15 protein-coding genes are annotated in these 16,394 nt (G+C 65.0%); 7 read left to right on the top strand and 8 right to left on the bottom strand.

Translation table 11 applies throughout. The features are described from left to right. Positions 1-358: 358 nt before the first annotated feature. Complete coding sequence (locus tag DD559_RS02125) at positions 359-1,036, top strand: SapC family protein (RefSeq protein WP_116467735.1); 678 nt, start codon at positions 359-361, stop codon at positions 1,034-1,036. 12 nt (positions 1,037-1,048) lie between these two features. After that, a complete protein-coding gene (locus DD559_RS02120; protein ID WP_116467734.1) occupies positions 1,049-2,038 on the top strand; it encodes a cupin-like domain-containing protein in 990 nt (329 codons plus the stop codon). A gap of 3 nt (positions 2,039-2,041) precedes the next feature. On the opposite strand, the gene DD559_RS02115 is transcribed toward DD559_RS02120, so the two are convergent. Then, positions 2,042-4,105, bottom strand: a complete 2,064-nt coding sequence (locus DD559_RS02115) for an alpha-L-arabinofuranosidase family protein (RefSeq protein ID WP_116467733.1) — start codon at positions 4,103-4,105, stop codon at positions 2,042-2,044. 194 nt (positions 4,106-4,299) lie between these two features. Between DD559_RS02115 and DD559_RS02110 the strand changes: the two genes are divergently transcribed. From DD559_RS02110 to DD559_RS02100, 3 genes are all read left to right on the top strand, one after another. Further along, positions 4,300-5,376: an alpha/beta hydrolase gene (locus DD559_RS02110; protein WP_116467732.1), complete on the top strand. Its 1,077-nt coding sequence runs from the start codon at positions 4,300-4,302 to the stop codon at positions 5,374-5,376. After that, on the top strand, positions 5,373-7,265 hold the full coding sequence (locus tag DD559_RS02105) for an NPCBM/NEW2 domain-containing protein (RefSeq protein ID WP_116467731.1): 1,893 nt from the start codon (positions 5,373-5,375) through the stop codon (positions 7,263-7,265). Before DD559_RS02110 ends, DD559_RS02105 begins: the two co-directional genes overlap by 4 nt. 93 nt (positions 7,266-7,358) lie before the next feature. Continuing rightward, the gene (locus DD559_RS02100) at positions 7,359-8,129 is read left to right on the top strand and encodes a MipA/OmpV family protein (protein ID WP_165830951.1); all 771 of its coding nucleotides are present in this window, start codon (positions 7,359-7,361) and stop codon (positions 8,127-8,129) included. An 11-nt stretch (positions 8,130-8,140) separates the two neighbouring features. On the opposite strand, the gene DD559_RS02095 is transcribed toward DD559_RS02100, so the two are convergent. The 7 genes from DD559_RS02095 to DD559_RS02065 all read right to left on the bottom strand — a co-directional run bounded on the left by DD559_RS02095 (position 8,141) and on the right by DD559_RS02065 (position 15,158). After that, positions 8,141-9,358 (bottom strand): FAD-binding domain-containing protein, encoded by a 1,218-nt coding sequence (locus DD559_RS02095; RefSeq protein WP_116467729.1) that lies wholly within the window; start codon positions 9,356-9,358, stop codon positions 8,141-8,143. Between the two features lie 58 nt (positions 9,359-9,416). Further along, positions 9,417-10,313 carry a ParB/RepB/Spo0J family partition protein gene (locus DD559_RS02090; protein ID WP_116467728.1) on the bottom strand — a complete coding sequence of 299 codons (897 nt, stop codon included), beginning with the start codon at positions 10,311-10,313 and terminating at the stop codon, positions 9,417-9,419. Continuing rightward, a complete protein-coding gene (locus tag DD559_RS02085; RefSeq protein WP_116467727.1) occupies positions 10,310-11,092 on the bottom strand; it encodes a ParA family protein in 783 nt (260 codons plus the stop codon). Before DD559_RS02085 ends, DD559_RS02090 begins: the two co-directional genes overlap by 4 nt. Further along, the gene (gene rsmG, locus DD559_RS02080) at positions 11,089-11,712 is read right to left on the bottom strand and encodes a 16S rRNA (guanine(527)-N(7))-methyltransferase RsmG (protein ID WP_116467726.1); all 624 of its coding nucleotides are present in this window, start codon (positions 11,710-11,712) and stop codon (positions 11,089-11,091) included. Before rsmG ends, DD559_RS02085 begins: the two co-directional genes overlap by 4 nt. After that, on the bottom strand, positions 11,709-13,544 hold the full coding sequence (gene mnmG, locus DD559_RS02075) for a tRNA uridine-5-carboxymethylaminomethyl(34) synthesis enzyme MnmG (protein ID WP_116467725.1): 1,836 nt from the start codon (positions 13,542-13,544) through the stop codon (positions 11,709-11,711). Before mnmG ends, rsmG begins: the two co-directional genes overlap by 4 nt. An 82-nt stretch (positions 13,545-13,626) precedes the next feature. Next, positions 13,627-14,913, bottom strand: a complete 1,287-nt coding sequence (mnmE, locus tag DD559_RS02070) for a tRNA uridine-5-carboxymethylaminomethyl(34) synthesis GTPase MnmE (RefSeq protein ID WP_116467724.1) — start codon at positions 14,911-14,913, stop codon at positions 13,627-13,629. Positions 14,914-14,921: 8 nt separating this feature from the next. Next, positions 14,922-15,158, bottom strand: coding sequence for a DUF6489 family protein (locus DD559_RS02065; protein WP_116467723.1), 237 nt, complete (start codon positions 15,156-15,158; stop codon positions 14,922-14,924). Between the two features lie 53 nt (positions 15,159-15,211). Between DD559_RS02065 and DD559_RS02060 the strand changes: the two genes are divergently transcribed. Together DD559_RS02060 and DD559_RS02055 are read left to right on the top strand one after the other, a co-directional pair. Beyond that, entirely contained in the window at positions 15,212-15,691 is a 480-nt protein-coding gene (locus DD559_RS02060; protein WP_116467722.1) for a methylated-DNA--[protein]-cysteine S-methyltransferase, read from the top strand. Further along, a complete protein-coding gene (locus DD559_RS02055; RefSeq protein WP_116467721.1) occupies positions 15,688-16,383 on the top strand; it encodes a dienelactone hydrolase family protein in 696 nt (231 codons plus the stop codon). Before DD559_RS02060 ends, DD559_RS02055 begins: the two co-directional genes overlap by 4 nt. Positions 16,384-16,394 lie beyond the last annotated feature (11 nt).

Genomic DNA, 16,394 nt, shown 5'->3' with positions numbered 1-16,394 from the left:
GATGGCTGGAGACCATTGTTTCGAATATTCATACCCCCTCCGTCCATTATGGGTTCGAAGCATGGCGCGAAATTGCGCGCCATAATTCGCAGCTGCAGCATCGATAGCCGTGCTGACCCTGCTCGGAGAAAAGGTATGCGTCTTCACATCCGCAAATAGGCGGCAAAGCATCCTCCCCGATTCATTCTTATTCTGCGAATCTATACGAATTGTATCGTTTCACGTTAGCGCTATCAACATCAAATTTGTCGGCGTAGTCTTTTGCTTTAGTCCGGGCATTGGCGTCGCGCCGGCGGCGGGATATGCACGGCCAAGCGGCGGGCACCCGCCGACGGCGCAGGATTACGAGAGGATGGCCATGGCTGATGATCTTACCCTGCTCGATTCGGCCGAACATCGGGCGCTCCGGCTCCAGCCGCCGGTGGCGCCCCTGCCCCATTTCGTCCCCATCGTGCCGGAGGAGTTTGCCGCTGCCGCCGCGTTGTGCCCGATCCTGCTGACCAAGGATGCCCAGACCGGCCGCTTCTATGCCGGGGCGATGCTGGGCTTCGAAGCCGGGGAGATCCTGGTCGAACTCCGTCCCGGCGAAGGATTCTGGCCACTGCTGGTCGAACGCGAAGGCTTCCTGATTGCAGGCGACGCGATCGCGATCGATCCGCAGGCCGCGCGATTCAGCACGGAGGCCGGCGAGCCGCTGTTCGATGGCGAAGGTGCCCCCGCCCCGGCGCTACGCCGAATCCGGCAGGTACTGGCGCAGCTGCACCACGGCGCCGAAGCGAATACGGCCTTCGTGGATGCGTTGCTGGCCCACCGGCTGGTGGAACCGATCGATCTTTCCTTGCGCTTCGACGATGGCCGCACGCTCGAACTGGCGGGACTCTACACAATAAGCCTCGATGCGCTGGGCGATCTCGACGATGCCGCGGTGCTGGCGCTGTTCCGCGCCGGGCAACTGCCGCTGATCTATGCGATGGCGGGCTCGCTGCGGCAGATTCCGGTCCTGGCGGGCCGGCGCAACCGTCAGCTGGCGGGCTGAGCGCCGCTGCCGATGATCGAGACCCTCCGCGACGAAGAGCTTGCTCCGTTCGAAACGCACCGGCGGGCATGTCGCCCGGTCGTGATTCGCGGCCTTGCGAAGAAGGTGCAACTGTTCCGGGCTGCCCGCGCACTCGACACGCTAATTCCCTATCTGCTCGGGTTCGATTCCGGCGCATCGGCACAAGCCTTTGTGGGTAAGCCGGAAATTGCCGGGCGATACGGCTATGGCGATCGCACCGACGGATTCAACTTCGCCCGGGAGACGATGACGCTGCCGGTCGCGCTCGCCCGGATCGGCGCCGCCGCAGCGACGCCGGGCGGCGACAGCATCTATCTCGGCTCGCTGCCGGCCGAGGTGCATCTGCCCGGTCTCGCCGAAGCCAACCCCCTGCCCCTCGCACCGCCCGGCGTCATGCCGCGGCTCTGGATCGGCAGTGCCTCGCAGGTCGCGTGCCATTATGATCGCTTCGACAATCTTGCCTGCGTGATGGCCGGCACGCGCCGCTTCACGCTCTATCCGCCGGATGCGATCGGCGATCTCTATGTCGGCCCGATCGACCATACCATGGCGGGCCAACCGGTAAGCCTGGCGGCGGGTGCCGAGGCGGGCGATCCCCGCTATCCCCGCTTCGCCGCCGCAAGCGCCAGAGCGGAGACGGTCACGCTGGAGGCCGGCGATGCGCTCTACCTGCCCAAGCTGTGGTGGCATCAGGTGGAGGCAACGGCACCGTTCAACCTGCTGCTCAACTATTGGTGGGACGGATTCACCGCCGGGACGGACTCGCCCTACACTGCGATGCTGCTGGCAATGACCACGCTGGCCGAGCGCCCGGCGGCCGAGCGTGCCGCCTGGCGGGCCTTTTTCGATCATTATGTCTTTCGGCCGGACGGCCACCCGCTCGCACATCTGCCGCCGGAGGCGCATGGCATCCTGCGCAGCACGCGAGAGAATCTCGGCCGGATCCGCGCCTTCGTGATGCAGGTGCTCCGCGGCGGCTGAACGTCACCGCAGAACCGGGAATGCGTAGATCACGGTGGCCGTGGCCGGCACGGTAAGGCGCTTGCCGAGTGCCGGCACGTTCGATTCCCGTACCGAAACACCAGGCGCCGCGCCGACCTTGTTCGCAGCGTCGAGCGATGCCCCGGTCAACAGCCATTGCCGCCCGGCGCCGCGCGTCTTCACACCCTTCAGCGCCACCGCCACGGTTTGCGGCCGATGCGTGGCGTTGACGATCGCGATCTTCAACGTCCGCCCATCGGCACTCAGCGCCGCGATCATGTCGAGCGGCCAGGTCGCGCTGCCCGCCTTCACCTGCGGATGGCTGTAGCCGACGACATATTTGGGATCGGGCTGGGGCACCGTGCCGTCGAGCGCGATCGGTACCGTGCCTGCGCCGAAATGTTCGCCATACAGCTTGAAAACCAGCCCGGTCGTGTTGAGCACCGATGCCGTCGGCGTAATATCCATCGTCGAAGCGCCGGTGGTAAAGGCCGCCATGGTCAGGAAGTCGGTATGGCGCAGCATTTCCTGCAGCACCATCGAGTAAGCGAGTGCGTTCTTGAGCGTCGGTGGCCCGAAATAGGCATATTCGTCCATCGACAGGAAGATCTTCTTCTCCCGGATCGCGGGAAAGCGCTGTTCGTAGATCTTCCACTCCTCGGCCTTCATCCGAACCTGGTTGGAAGGCGAGCGGACATATTCGATCAGTTCGGCATCGGCCGGCGCGTTGGGCCGCTGTTCGGCGCGGTCGTACCAATGCTCGCTGACGCCGTCGAAATTCCCCCAGGCCTTGGCGAACAGGCCGCCGGTCCAGTCCTCATCGGTACCGAACTTGTGCTGAATGCTTGCCAGGGTAGGATTTTCCTGGGTGCCCTTGGGGTGCATCTGGTCCGGCATCGCGCCCGATCCGATCAGCACGATCGAAGGATCCTTGGCCCGCATCGCTCGCGCGAAATCATTATGCTTGATCATGAAGTAATCGAGCGTGGTGCGGCCGATCTGCCACCAGCCATAGGGCTCGTTGCCGATGTTCCAGAAACGTACCCGATAGGGCTCCGGATGCCCGTTGGCAGCGCGCTTGGCGCCCCATTCGCTCGTCGCAGGACCGTTCAGATATTCTACCTCCTCGGCCGCCGAATTGGCATCGCCCAGCCCGGCATTCACCGTGACATAGGGCTCCACATCGAGCAGCCGGGTGAGCGTCATCCACTCGTCCATGCCCAGATCGTTGGGCTGCATCGCACTCCAGGCATAGTCGAACATCGGCGGGCGCTTGTCGCGCGGGCCGATCGCTTCGTGCCAATCCCAGTCGGACAGGAAATTGCCGCCCGGCAACCGCCAGAAACCCGAGTTGAGCGAGCGCGCGAGGGCGATGGTGTCGGCGCGCCAGCCATCGATATTGTCCTCCGGCATCAGCGAGACGGCAGCGACCCGGAAACGGCCGCTGCCCGTACCGGTGATCTCGAACCGGGCATTTGCGGAGTCCGCCGTCGGCGCGAACGCGAAGGTGACACGCTGCCAGCCGCTGCCGGGCGCGGGCAGTGCCACGGTCTGCGCCGCGTCGCTCGCCTGCCCCCAGGTGAGGCGCACCTGCACCTTCGCCCCGGCATCGCCGCTCAGCCACAGCGTGCCGACATAGCGTTTGCCGCCCGCCACCCCGATTCCCTCCTGCGCGAGCCCGCGCGGACCCGCGGCGTCCACCGCGACGCTCGGGCTCTGGGCACCGACATAGGGGTCGCGCGTATCCATGGTGACGGCATCGTCGCCCCCCACCGGCCGCCATTTGCGATAGGCGACCCCCGGTCGCCCCTCGGCGTTGGGCGGCGGCGGCACGTCGCGCGCGGCCGACACCACCGGATAGTAGAACTTCCGATCGTCCAGCATCTCCGCCCACAGGGTGCGGGCAACCAGCCCGCCGATGGGCTCGATGAACATGCCATATTCATACTTGGTGATCGGGGCCGAACGACGACCGGCATCGATGGTCGCCTGAAGTGACTGGCCGTGTGCGGCCGATGCAGTGAGCGCGAGCACGAGCGCAGACGTGGCGGTGCGAAACGACGCCATAAGCCTCTCCCCTCTTTCTATTTACTCCGACCTGATGTACGCCGACTTGCATGTTAACGCTACCGCAATTTGTAGCGACATCGGTGGTATTTGGGTGCATCTTCAGGCAGCCGGAGCGAAAAGGGCCACGGGCGTAACCTTTAAGCTGCACGGACAAATAGAAGCGATCACACCAGCAGGCAGGAGAGCGCAGGATGGGCAGGCTGAATCGGGCGGCGGCGGCATTGCTGTTGGCGAGTATCGGGCTGGCGCCCTTCCCGGCTGCCGCGCAAGTACAAACCAGCGTACCGGCGATCGTGCCGGATGCGCGACCGGTGACGGTGGAACGCATCAAGGTCCATGCCGCCGCCATCGAGGGCAATCTCGAAGGTGAAAGCGCCGATCGCGATGTCATCGTCGTGCTGCCACCTGGCTATGCCGCCAACCCTCACAAACGCTATCCCGTGGTCTATGCCCTGCACGGCTATTCGATCGGCGTGGAGCAGTGGATTCGGGAAATCCATGTGCCGCAGGTAGTCGAGGGCGCGTTCGCGTTGGGCGCCAAACCGGTGATTCTGGTGCTGCCGGACAGCAAGACGCTGCATAATGGATCGATGTATTCGAGTTCGCCTACGACGGGCGATTTCGAGCGCTTCATCGCTCATGATCTCGTCGCCTATATCGACGGCCACTATCGCACGCTGGCGAAACGCGAGAGCCGCGGCCTGGTCGGCCATTCGATGGGCGGATATGGCGCGACCCGGATCGGTATGCGCCATGCAGATGTGTTCGGCGCCGTCTATATGATGAGCCCCTGCTGCCTGTCTGCGCGCGATTCGGGAATGCTCGACGCCGCCGCCATCGCGCAGTTGAAAGGCGTGACCTCACGCGATGCAGCAACCGCCCTGCCCTGGGGGCTGCGCGCGACCTTGGCGGCGGCTGCTGCCTGGTCGCCCAATCCCAAGGCTCCGCCGCTCTATCTCGACCTGCCGATCGGCGATGAAAAGCAGCGCGCCGACGTGCTGGCGAAATGGGCTGCCAACGCCCCGCTGGCCTTTATCGATCAGTATATCGACGATCTGCGACGCTACCGCGCCATCGCGATCGATGTGGGCGACAAGGACAGCCTGCGGTTCGACGCGCAGAAGCTGCACGAGCAGCTCGATCGCTATGGCATCGCCAACCGCTTCACCCTCTATGCCGGCGATCATACCAGCGCCGTGGCGGACCGATTCCAGAATCACGTCCTGCCCTTTTTCAGCACGCATCTCGATTTCGGAACCGCACGATGATTCGTTCCCTTTCGGTACTCGCCGCCATGGTGCTGGCGCTGCCCGCGGCGGCGCAGACGACTGATCCGCTGGCTCCCACCGGCCGATGGAGCGCACATCCGCGCGGTGCAGCCGCGCTGCCGCCGATGGGCTGGAACAGTTGGAACGCCTTCACCAGCGATATCGACGAGGAAAAGCTGCTCGCTTCGGCCCAGGTGATCGTGGATAGCGGGCTCGCGGCCAAGGGCTATCGCTATATCGACATCGATGACGGCTGGTGGCTGCGCCGCAACCAGCCCGACGGTCGGATGGTCATCCGCACCAAGGCCTTCCCTTCCGCCGCGATGCCCGATGGCACCACCAGTTTCCGCCCGCTCACCGATCGGCTGCATGGCATGGGGCTGAAGGCGGGCATCTATTCGGACATCGGCCGCAACAGCTGTGGACAGGTGTTCACCTCCACCTTCCCGGGCCAGCCCGAAGGCACGGTGCTGGAGCGTGAAGTGGGGCTGTACGGCCATGTCGAACAGGACATTCGGCTCTACTTCGCCGATTGGGGGTTCGATCTCATCAAGGTGGATGGCTGCGGCATTCGCGGGCTGCCCGCCAGCGATCCGCGGGTGAAGGCCGGCACCTATCGCGCCTTCCCGCCGCTGGTCGACGTGGATTCGCTGGGGCGGACCGATGTGGCCGCAGTGCGGCGCCTGTACGAGGCGGTCGGCGCCGCACTGGATCGATGGAACCCCGATCAGGATTTCGTCTTCTCGATCTGCATCTGGGGCGCCGCCGATGTGCGGAGCTGGGCCCATCAGGTGGGCAACATCTCCCGAACCAGCGAAGATATCTCGCCGACCTGGAGCCGAATGCTCCATAACCTCGATAGCGCCGCCCGCCGCCCCTTCTATGCCCATCCCGGCAGCTGGAACGATCCCGATATGCTGTTCGTCGGCACCGGACAGTTCGATGCTGACCATCCGGTCGAGGCCCGCGCCCATTTCAGCCTCTGGGCCATGCTCAACGCACCGCTGATGATCGGCTATGATCTCCGCAAGGCCGGTCCGGCATTGCTCGATATTCTGGGCAATAGCCGGATCATCGCGCTGAATCAGGACCCGGCAGGCAACCAGGCGATCCTGGCGGTCGACTCCGACGATATCGACATCTTCGTGAAGAGCCTGGCCAATGGCGACAAGGCGGTGGCGATCTTCAACCGCACCGATGCGCCGATCGACGCAGCCCTCACCGCGCAACATCTCAAGTTCCGCGACGACGCCGGAATCACCCTCACCGATCTGTGGAGCGGCGAATCGCAGCGATTCACCGGCGAGAAGGCATTCCATCTCGCACCCCACGAGGCCCGCGTCTTCGCGGCCCATGGCCTGCGGATCCTGCCCGACGGGCTCTACCTGTCGGAGATGCCGGGGCGCGTGAATCCCGCGGTCGACGGCGTGGTCGTGCCCCAGGCTGAGCCGCTGGTTCGCCGATCGCTGCTGCCGTGGCGCGGCAGCAAGGGCAATGGCGAACCTCCACGCTATGGAGGCTGGGGTGGCGCCCAGCCCGATCGCGCCGTGTATGGCGAAACGCTCGCCGCTGGCGGCCGCAGCTTTGACTCCGGGATCGGCGCGCTCGCCAATTCTCGGATCGAAGTCCGGAGCGACGGATTCGCTCGCTTCACCGCCCTGGTGGGGGTGGACGATAGTGCCCGCGATCGCCGGCAGCCGGTGACCTTCTCCGTCTATGCCGATGGCAAGCTGCGCGCGCGCAGCAGGCCCCGCCGCTTCGGGGAAGCACCGGAGGCAATCTCTGCAGATGTCCGCGGTGCGAAGGTGATCGAACTGGTTGCGCGGACGCCGGGCCAGCCGCGCCTTGCCGATCCCGTTGCCTGGGGCAATGCGGCACTGCACCGCTGAGCCGCTTGACGCTGATCGACAAGGGGGAGATGTAGGAAAGGACGGGCAGCAGCGTGGAGCAACTTCTTGGCACCGATCGTTCGGAAGCAATGCTTGGCAGGCATCGGAATCGCCGCGTTGCTGGTCGGGATACCGGCCAACGCACAATCCGGTGCCGCCGCTGCAGCCGGCCGGGATCGCATTGTGGTCGGCGCAAGCGTGGGCGTTGTTCCCGGCTATCAGGGCAGCGATGCTATGCGCGTGCTGCCCCTCCCCGCGATCGACATCCGCCAGGGCTGGTTCATCGCCAATATGTTCAACGGAATCGGCGTTGCGTTCGAGCCGCAGAAGAATGTGACGGTGACCGGCGGCGTCACCTTCGTACAGGGCTATCGCAAGCGGGATGCACCCGCCGGAATCGACTCGCTGGCGGATGCCGCTGGCGCGCGCGTTACCGTCAGCATCCGCGAACGCGGTCTGGTCGCGACGCTGGGTATGACCCGCTCGCTGGGCGTTACCGACGGCACGTTGGCCGATGCTTCGCTCGCCTATCCGATCCGCGCCGGAAACCGCCTGTTTGTGATCCCCTCGGCCAGTATCAGCTGGGCGGATCGTCGCTATACCGATCGCTATTTCGGCATCAGCGCAGCGGAAGCCATCCAGTCCGGCTTGCCGCGCTATCGTGCCAATGGCGGCATCCGGGATATCGGTGCGGGCATCACGGCAAATTACCGCCTTTCCCCGCGCTGGGGCCTTACCGGATCGGTACGCGGCACGAGGCTCGTAGGAGACGCAGCCGATAGCCCATTGGTGCGGCGCCGCACCAATGTCGCAGCATTCGCCGCCATCACCTATCGGTTCGGTCGGATGCCGCGCAGCCGCTGATCGCGAGATGCCTAGGCGAGTTCCCGAAGGCCTTCCTCGTCGGAAGCCATCGTGGCGAACAATGCCGGCAGCTGTTTGGCGAACGTAAAGAAGCCACGGTTGCAATGGGGCCATGCCGCCATGTCCCATGCGCGATGATGTTCCGCGATCGCGATTCCCCGCCCCCTGGCTTCGCCCAGCGCGTCTGCGACAGGCCCAATGGGCGCGTATCCGGTGACAATCTGCTTCGCGCCTTCCCGCGCAGCCAACGCAGCAACGTCGTCGATCGTATCGACCCATGCGATCGGCACACGCCAATGCTCCCACCCGCGCTGCAAACCGTCCGCCACCGCGGCGATGTCGGCCGGTCCGTCGCACAGCGACCGACATGCCACGACGCCACGGATCGGTAGCGCGCGGATTGCTGCCTGGCATTCGAGCGACAGATCCTCGGGCGTCAGCAGCAGCAGCGTGTCACGCAAGGCGTCCGGGGCGAGCGGCGTACGCATGGGTTCGGTTACGACCCGCGCTGTTTCACGTGGAACATCCCCCGTCGTCGCGAGCCCCTTTGGGTCGAAGCGCCCTCCGCTGCGCCGCCGGATCAAATCTCGATCGGCGAGATAAATCTTCCCCTGCGTATGAAGACCAGCAACCCAGCGCCACGACAGCGTATTGGACGCAGGATCCGCATCGAGCAGGTGCCGATACATCCATGCAGCCCCGAGTTCCCAAGGCAGCTGCAGCGTGAAGATCCAGATCGACGCAACCTGCATCCGCGCCCAGTTGTGCAGATAGCCCGTTTCCCGGAGCTCCCGTGCCCAGGCATCGAAGGCATCGATACCAGTCTCGCCGCCTACCGCCGCATCATAACCGCTCGGCAACTGCCCCGCGTGCTTTGCAACGGCCTGTTTCCAGGCACCCCAGACCCGAGGATGCTGTTCCAGCCACCCCTTCCAATAGCTTCGCCAACACAGCTCTCGGAGAAAGGTGGCGGCGGCATTGGCACCATGCGCACGGATTACTGCGCCGGCCACCACGTCTTCCGCGATCAGCCGCCTGCGTATCGCAGCCGAAAGACGCGAAACGCCGTCATGGCCGCCAGGGCCGACCGCGCTTTCACTGCGTCCCGTGGCATATTGTGCGCCAGCATCGGGCACGAATGCTGCGAGCCGAGATAGCGCCGCGCTACGCGAGAGCGGGAAGCTGAAAGACAGGGTCGAAGCGCGGTCGCGGGGCGTATCGAGCAGCATGACGCGAACATGACACGCAGCCCCGCCCTGCCCCACCTGACATTTCGGGCATCTCGCTCTAGATACGCTCCCCGGAAAGGCGCTGACACACCATGTCGAGTTGGTCGAGCGTCGAATAAGATACCGCCAACGTGCCGCCCTTTTCACCATGGCTGATCCGCACATTCAGCCCGAGCACATCACCCAGATGCCGCTCCAGCGCGGCAATATCGGGATCCGACTCTGCCGGCGATGCGCCCGCCTTGCGCTTGGCGGCGGGCTTTGCCGACCGCGCCAGCTTCTCCGTGTCACGAACGGAAAGGCCCTTTGCCACGACTTCCCTGGCAAGCTTCTCCGGGTCCGGAGCGCTGACCAGCGCGCGGGCATGCCCCATTTCCAGCGACCGATCGACGACCATCTCCCGAACGCTGGCCGGCAGATCGAGCAACCGAAGCAGGTTTGCGATATGGCTGCGCGACTTGTGCACGATCTTCCCCAGCGCCTCCTGGGTGTGACCGAACTCACGGATGAGCCGAGCATAGCCCTCCGCCTCTTCGATCGCGTTCAGGTCCTGTCGCTGGATGTTTTCGATCAGCGCGATTTCGAGCGTTTCAGCGTCGGTAAGCTCGCGAACGATTACCGGCACCTCGTGCAGTCGTGCGCGCTGCGCCGCACGCCAGCGCCGTTCGCCCGCGACGATCTGGAAATTCTGACCATGTGGGCGAACGAAGATCGGCTGGATCAGCCCACGGGTGCAGATCGAATCCGCAAGAGTCTCCAGCGCCTCTTCGTCGAAATGGCGGCGGGGCTGGTTCGGATCGGCAACCAGCGCGCTGATCGGCAACATCCGCACCCCCGAGGTACTGGTGGGATTGCCCTTGATCGGCTCTTCGGGAACGCTCTCTCCAAGCAGCGCAGACAGGCCCCTGCCGAGGCCAGGACGGGGTTTACGAGCGGCAGCGGGAGAATCGGTCATGCGGCTTTCTTGCTTTTGGGAAGGCGCTCGATCACTTCGCGGGCGAGCGCGATATAGGCTTCAGAACCGGCGCAACGATGATCATAGATCAACGCAGGCACACCATGGCTCGGTGCCTCGGAGAGGCGCACATTGCGCGGAATTACCGTATCGAAGACGACGCGGCCGAGCACCGCGCGTACGTCTTCAGATACCTGATCGGTTAGCCGGTTTCGGCGATCATACATGGTGAGCGCAACCCCAAGGATCGAGAGGCCAGGGTTGAACCGGGTACGGATCCGCTCGACGGTATTGAGCAGCTGGCTGAGCCCCTCCAGCGCAAAGAACTCGCATTGCAGCGGCACCAGCAGGGCATGGGCGGCAACCATCGCATTCACCGTCAGCAGGCCGAGCGACGGTGGACAATCGATCAGAATCACGTCCCATCGCATCGCCTGGTGCCGGCGGATCGCGCCATCGAGCCGATGAGTCCGCGCGTCGAACTCGATCAGTTCGATCTCGGCCCCAGACAGATCCTGGGTCGCGGGCACCACGTCCAGCCCGGGGACGTTGGTCGGCACTGCGACATCTTCCAGATCGGCGTCGGAGACCAGCAGGTCGTAGCTCGAATGCTCCCGGTTCGAGCGGGCGATGCCCAGACCGGTCGACGCGTTGCCCTGCGGATCGAGATCGATCAGTAGAACGCGCATTCCCGTCGCCGCCAGGGCAGTGCCGACATTGATGGCGGTAGTGGTCTTGCCCACCCCGCCCTTCTGATTGGCGATCGTGATGGTAATCATCTGGCGCCTATCTGCGTTGCCACCACGATCCCCGAGTCCGGCTGCGTGATGCTGGGTTCCACGTGGAACCGACCTTGCCATTTCGCACGCGCGGCATCCACCTCCGAATGGGCACTGCGTCCCTTTGGCAGCACCCAAACCGTGGACGAATCGGTGCATGAAACTGTGGATAACAACAGCGCCGAAAGCTCCGCCACCGCCCGCGCCGAGACGACTGCGACTGGCACTTCCGGTCGAAAGGATTCGACCCTGCTCGCGACCACTGCCACCCGAGCGCTGATACCCAGCTGCTCCGCTGCGGATCGAAGGAACGCGACACGCTTCGCCCTTGGTTCGACAAGGATTACCGGGCGTTCGGTCAAGAGCGCAACGACGATGCCAGGCAGCCCAGCCCCGCTGCCAACGTCCAGCCATGGGCCCGCCGGTGCCGCCGCGGCGAGCGGAACAAGTTGTGCGGAGTCGGTAAGGTGGCGGCTCCAGAGCTCGGGCAAAGTGGACCGCGCAATCAAGTTCTGCTGCTCTGACTCGGCGACCAGGATGGCGCCAAACTGCTCGAGGAGTGTTTCACGTGAAACACCAAATCGGTCACGCACCCAGGTGCGAGCGTCTTCCTCCGTCATGCCACGACCTTTCGCGCATGAAGCAGAATCGCCGAGAGCGCCGCCGGCGTGATGCCACGGATCCGCGCCGCCGCCCCCAGCGTCTCTGGTGCGGCCGCACTCAGACGCTCGACCATCTCATTGGAAAGTCCCGGGATCGCAGCATAATCTAACGTCGCGCCTAGCCGCACGGCATCATTCGCCCGCAGCTGCGCGACTTCCGCGTCCTGCCGCTCCAGATACGGTGCATAGCGTGCATCTTCGATATACTCCGCCAGCAACGCCGGATCGCCCTGCGGTACCTCGTCCAGCACATGATCGATCGTGACGCTTGGAAAGCGCAGCCAGTCTCTGGCAGGTCGCCGAGCGCCGTCTTGCGCCACAGGCGCGCCGCGTGCTGCCAGCGCATGGGCAGTCCGCTCGACCGCAAAGACCGTATCGAGTGCAGCACGCGCCTCAGCTCGGCCTTCCAAGCGTGTGCTACGCGCTGGCCCCAGCAACCCAAGACCAGCCCCGATCGGCCCCAGTCGCGTCTCGGCGTTATCGGCGCGCAACCGCAGTCGAAACTCCGCACGCGCAGTCAGCATCCGATAGGGCTCCGTTACACCCTGCAGCACAAGATCGTCGATCATCACGCCGAGATAGGACGTCGCCCGATCGAGCAGCAGCGGCGCGAGCCCCAACGCGTGCGCAGCGGCGTTGGCTCCAGCCGTCAAGCCCTGGCCGCCGGCCTCTTCATAGCCGGTGGTGCCGTTGATCTGCCCGGCGAAAAATACTCCCGAAAGTTGCGGAAGCGCCAGTGTGGCATTGAGCGCGCGCGGATCGATATAATCATATTCCACGGCGTAACCGGGCACGGTGATCCGCGCCTGCTCCAGCCCGGGGATCGACGCAATCATCGCTTCCTGCACGTCGACGGGGAGCGATGTCGACAAGCCATTGGGATAGATCCAGGCATGATCCAGCGCTTCCGGCTCAAGGAAGATCTGGTGCCCGTCGCGATCGCCGAACCGATGAACCTTGTCTTCGATCGAGGGGCAATAGCGCGGGCCCTGCGCCTCGATCGCCCCGGTAAACAGGGGCGACCGGGAAAGGCCACCGCGGATCGCGTCATGGGTCCGCTGGGTCGTACGAGTCACCGCACAATGCAACTGCGGCAGCGGGCGGCGTGCCGTCATCGGCGACATGGTCCAAGGATCATCGTCCGACGGCTGTTGCTCGGTACGCGTCCAATCGATCGTGCGTCCATCGATGCGGGGCGGCGTGCCGGTCTTCAGCCGCCCCATCGGCAGCGCAAGCTCGCGCAACTGCACGGCGAGCCGCAGGGCCGACGCTTCGTCGACACGCCCCCCTTCCATCCGCTCCTCGCCGCGGAAGAGCCGCCCGCCCAGGAACGTCCCGGTCGCCAACACGACAGCCGGCGCGGAGAGCTGGGTTCCATCCCGAAGTTGCACGCCGGCCACCCGATCACCGGTCAACGCCAGCGCTTCGACCTCGCCGGCGATCAGCGACAGGCCTTGCTGCGCGGCAAGCATGTGCTGGATCGCCGCGGCATAGCGACCGCGATCGGCTTGTACCCGCGGCCCCTGCACCGCTGTCCCCTTGGAACGATTGAGCATCCGATAATGGATACCGGCGGCATCGGCGGCGCGGGCCATCAGACCGTCGAGCGCGTCTATCTCGCGAACGAGATGGCCCTTTCCCAGCCCGCCGATCGCAGGATTGCAGGACATCGCACCAAGCTTCGCAAGGTCGAAGCTGACCAGTGCGGTACGGGCGCCGCGACGCGCAGCCGCCGACGCAGCCTCCGTACCGGCATGGCCGCCGCCAATGACGATCACATCGAATTGCATGACGCTGCTAGACGGCGTTTGCGGGCGCTTGTCCAGTCCCGGATCGACCGAATGCCCGAACGCTGCGTTCCACGTGGAACATCTACTTGCCGATGCAAAACCGCCCGAACAAGGCATCGAGAACATCCTCGACGCCCGCTCGTCCGGTTATCGCATCGATCGCCCGCCGAGCCGCACGAAGCTCCTCGGCAAACAGCAAGGGATCTCCCTCCACCGCCGCACGCGCCAACGCCTCCGCCGCAGCGGAGCACCAGGTCCGCTGCCGTGCATTCAGCGCGACCATATCGGGTGGCGGCAGCAGATCCGCCGCAATATCGGCCATGCGACGCCAGAGAAGGTCGATCCCCCTCCCCTCCCGCACGGAAAGAACGATCTGATCGGGGTGCGGCGCGGCGCGCCCGATCGCATCTGCACGCGCGTGAATCCAAAGGCTTGCGGGCTGCGGCGGTGGCGGATCGTCCCCCAGCCACAGCAACAGATCGGCTTCTGTGAGCGCGGCGCGGGCGCGCGCGACCCCGATCGCTTCGATCGGATCGCTCGTCGTGTCTGCCAACCCTGCCGTATCCACCAGCAGCCAAGCAATGCCTTCCCGCACGATGGAAATCTCGATGCGATCCCGCGTGGTTCCAGCGATCGGAGAAACGATCGCGGCTTCCCGCTCTGCAAGCGCATTGAAGAGAGTCGATTTACCCGCATTGGGCGGCCCGCCCAGCACCACCCGCAGTCCATCGCGCAACCGCTCCACGGGCGGATGCGACGCCACCGTCGCGATGTCCCGCGCAAGGGCACCGGCCTCGATCCGAAGGGCCGGCAAGGGATCGTCGCCGGCAACATCATCTTCATCGCCGTGATCGAGCTCTGCTTCGATTCGCGCCGCAAGTCCGAGCAGACGTTCGGCCCATGCGTCCGCGTGCCGGCGCACGGCACCCCCAGCATTCCGAACGGCAACGCGGCGTTGCGCCTCCGTTTCAGCCATCAGCAGATCACCCAGACCTTCGGCCTCGCTCAGGTCGAGACGCCCGTGCAGCAGCGCGCGGCGGGTAAACTCGCCCGCCTCGGCAGCGCGCAGGCCTGGCATTGCTGCCAACACCCGTTCGACGGCACGGACAACCGCACGACCGCCATGGAGGTGAAATTCGACGAGATCCTCACCGGTTGCGGTGTGCGGGCCGGGGAAGCACAAGACCAGCGCCCGATCCAGCACGTCCCCGTCCGCTGGATCCCGCAAGATCCGCAGTGCCGCCCTTCGCGCCGGGGGAAGCGCACCGATCATTTGTTGCGCCGCAGCAAAAGCCAGCGCGCCGCTCAAACGCAGTACCGCAATGGCCGCTGGCGGTGCGCCGCTGGAAACCGCGAAGATCGTGTCCATCCGCCTGGTCAGCTCCCCGGCTTCTTGGTCGCGGCATCGAACAGGCCACGCCAGAAGTTCATTCCCGCCTCTCCCATCGGCGCCCAGTTGCGCATCATCGTTTCAAAACCCTCGGGCGTTCCGTGGTTCTCGATCGCCTGCACCATCAGCGCCACATATCGGTCGTGAACCGGGGTAAGATCGGGCAGGCCCATCGCCCGGCGCGCTTCCTCGGGGGTGCATTCGACTTCGACGTTGATCTTCATGAGATTCCTTCCGCGCTTGAGCGCATCGCCGGCCCCCTGCTAGGCCATCGTCCATGTATGCGCGCGACTATGCCCTGATCGCAACGCCCATCGGCCCGATCCGGATCGAAGGCGATGATCGGCAGCTCGTGCGGATCGCCATCGGCGTGGAAGCCGCTCCCACGCGAGCCGCCAGCGCAGCCGTGGGCGCGGCGGCGGAACAGATCGAACAATGGTTCGCCGGGGAACGCCGCAGCTTCGATTTGCCGCTTGCCCCCGCTGCAACGTCACGGGGTGCCATCCTTCGGGATGGGTTGATTGCGGTGCCGTTCGGAGCGACCCTCAGCTATGCCGATCTTTCGCGCAGGCTGGGTTCGAGCGCACGGGCGATCGGGCAACTTTGCGCGCGTAATCCGTTTCCCTTGATCGTACCGTGCCACCGGGTGCTGAAACAGGGCGGCGGCCTGGGCGCCTATTCGGCCGGGCAAGGTCCCATCACGAAATCCTGGCTGCTCGATCATGAGCGGCGCTTAACCGGAGAGTATCTGCTATGAGCACCCTGACGATCGACGCGCTGGATGAAAGCGGCAGCTTCTCCGCCTATGTCGCACGCCCCGAAGGCACTCCCCGCGCCGCGATCCTGGTGATCCAGGAAATCTTCGGCGTCAACGAGGGCATCCGCCAGAAATGCGAGGACTTTGCCCGTGAAGGCTATCTCGCGCTCGCGCCCGACCTGTTCTGGCGCCTCAAGCCCGGCATCGAGCTCGACGCCGACATCCCCGAGGAGTTCCAGCAGGCGCTGGAGCTGTTCGGCAAGTTCGACCAGGACAAGGGCGTTGCCGACATCGAATCGACCATCCAGGTCGCGCGCGCCGAACTGGGCGGCGGTAAGGTCGGCGCGGTCGGTTTCTGCCTCGGCGGTCGCCTCGCCTATATGGCCGCGGCGCGGACCGACATTGATGCGAGCGTCGGCTATTACGCCGTCGGCATCGACGGATTGCTTGGCGAGAAGCACGCGATCGCCAAACCGCTGCTGCTACACATTCCGACCGCCGATCACTTCGTCCTGCCCGAGGTGCAGGCGAAGATGCACGCGGGCCTCGACGATCACCCAAAGGTGACGCTGTACGACTATCCTGGTGAAGATCATGGCTTCGCCGCAGAGCTCGGCAAGCGCCGTTCGGAAGAAGCCGCGCAACTGGCAGACAAGCGTACGGCAGACTTCTTCGCCGCGCATCTCGCCTGAAGTCGCCCGCC

Source organism: Sphingomonas pokkalii, from assembly GCF_003096275.1.
GTDB classification, from domain to species: Bacteria; Pseudomonadota; Alphaproteobacteria; order Sphingomonadales; family Sphingomonadaceae; genus Sphingomonas; species Sphingomonas pokkalii.
This window is presented reverse-complemented; position numbering and strand designations above follow the sequence as displayed.

Coding starts and splice junctions, on each gene's coding strand:
- DD559_RS02125 (WP_116467735.1), top strand. CDS start 359: ATGGCTGATGATCTTACCCTGCTCGATTCGGCCGAACATCGGGCGCTC.
- DD559_RS02120 (WP_116467734.1), top strand. CDS start 1,049: ATGATCGAGACCCTCCGCGACGAAGAGCTTGCTCCGTTCGAAACGCAC.
- DD559_RS02115 (WP_116467733.1), bottom strand. CDS start 4,105: ATGGCGTCGTTTCGCACCGCCACGTCTGCGCTCGTGCTCGCGCTCACT.
- DD559_RS02110 (WP_116467732.1), top strand. CDS start 4,300: ATGGGCAGGCTGAATCGGGCGGCGGCGGCATTGCTGTTGGCGAGTATC.
- DD559_RS02105 (WP_116467731.1), top strand. CDS start 5,373: ATGATTCGTTCCCTTTCGGTACTCGCCGCCATGGTGCTGGCGCTGCCC.
- DD559_RS02095 (WP_116467729.1), bottom strand. CDS start 9,358: ATGCTGCTCGATACGCCCCGCGACCGCGCTTCGACCCTGTCTTTCAGC.
- DD559_RS02090 (WP_116467728.1), bottom strand. CDS start 10,313: ATGACCGATTCTCCCGCTGCCGCTCGTAAACCCCGTCCTGGCCTCGGC.
- DD559_RS02085 (WP_116467727.1), bottom strand. CDS start 11,092: ATGATTACCATCACGATCGCCAATCAGAAGGGCGGGGTGGGCAAGACC.
- rsmG (WP_116467726.1), bottom strand. CDS start 11,712: ATGACGGAGGAAGACGCTCGCACCTGGGTGCGTGACCGATTTGGTGTT.
- mnmG (WP_116467725.1), bottom strand. CDS start 13,544: ATGCAATTCGATGTGATCGTCATTGGCGGCGGCCATGCCGGTACGGAG.
- mnmE (WP_116467724.1), bottom strand. CDS start 14,913: ATGGACACGATCTTCGCGGTTTCCAGCGGCGCACCGCCAGCGGCCATT.
- DD559_RS02065 (WP_116467723.1), bottom strand. CDS start 15,158: ATGAAGATCAACGTCGAAGTCGAATGCACCCCCGAGGAAGCGCGCCGG.
- DD559_RS02060 (WP_116467722.1), top strand. CDS start 15,212: ATGTATGCGCGCGACTATGCCCTGATCGCAACGCCCATCGGCCCGATC.
- DD559_RS02055 (WP_116467721.1), top strand. CDS start 15,688: ATGAGCACCCTGACGATCGACGCGCTGGATGAAAGCGGCAGCTTCTCC.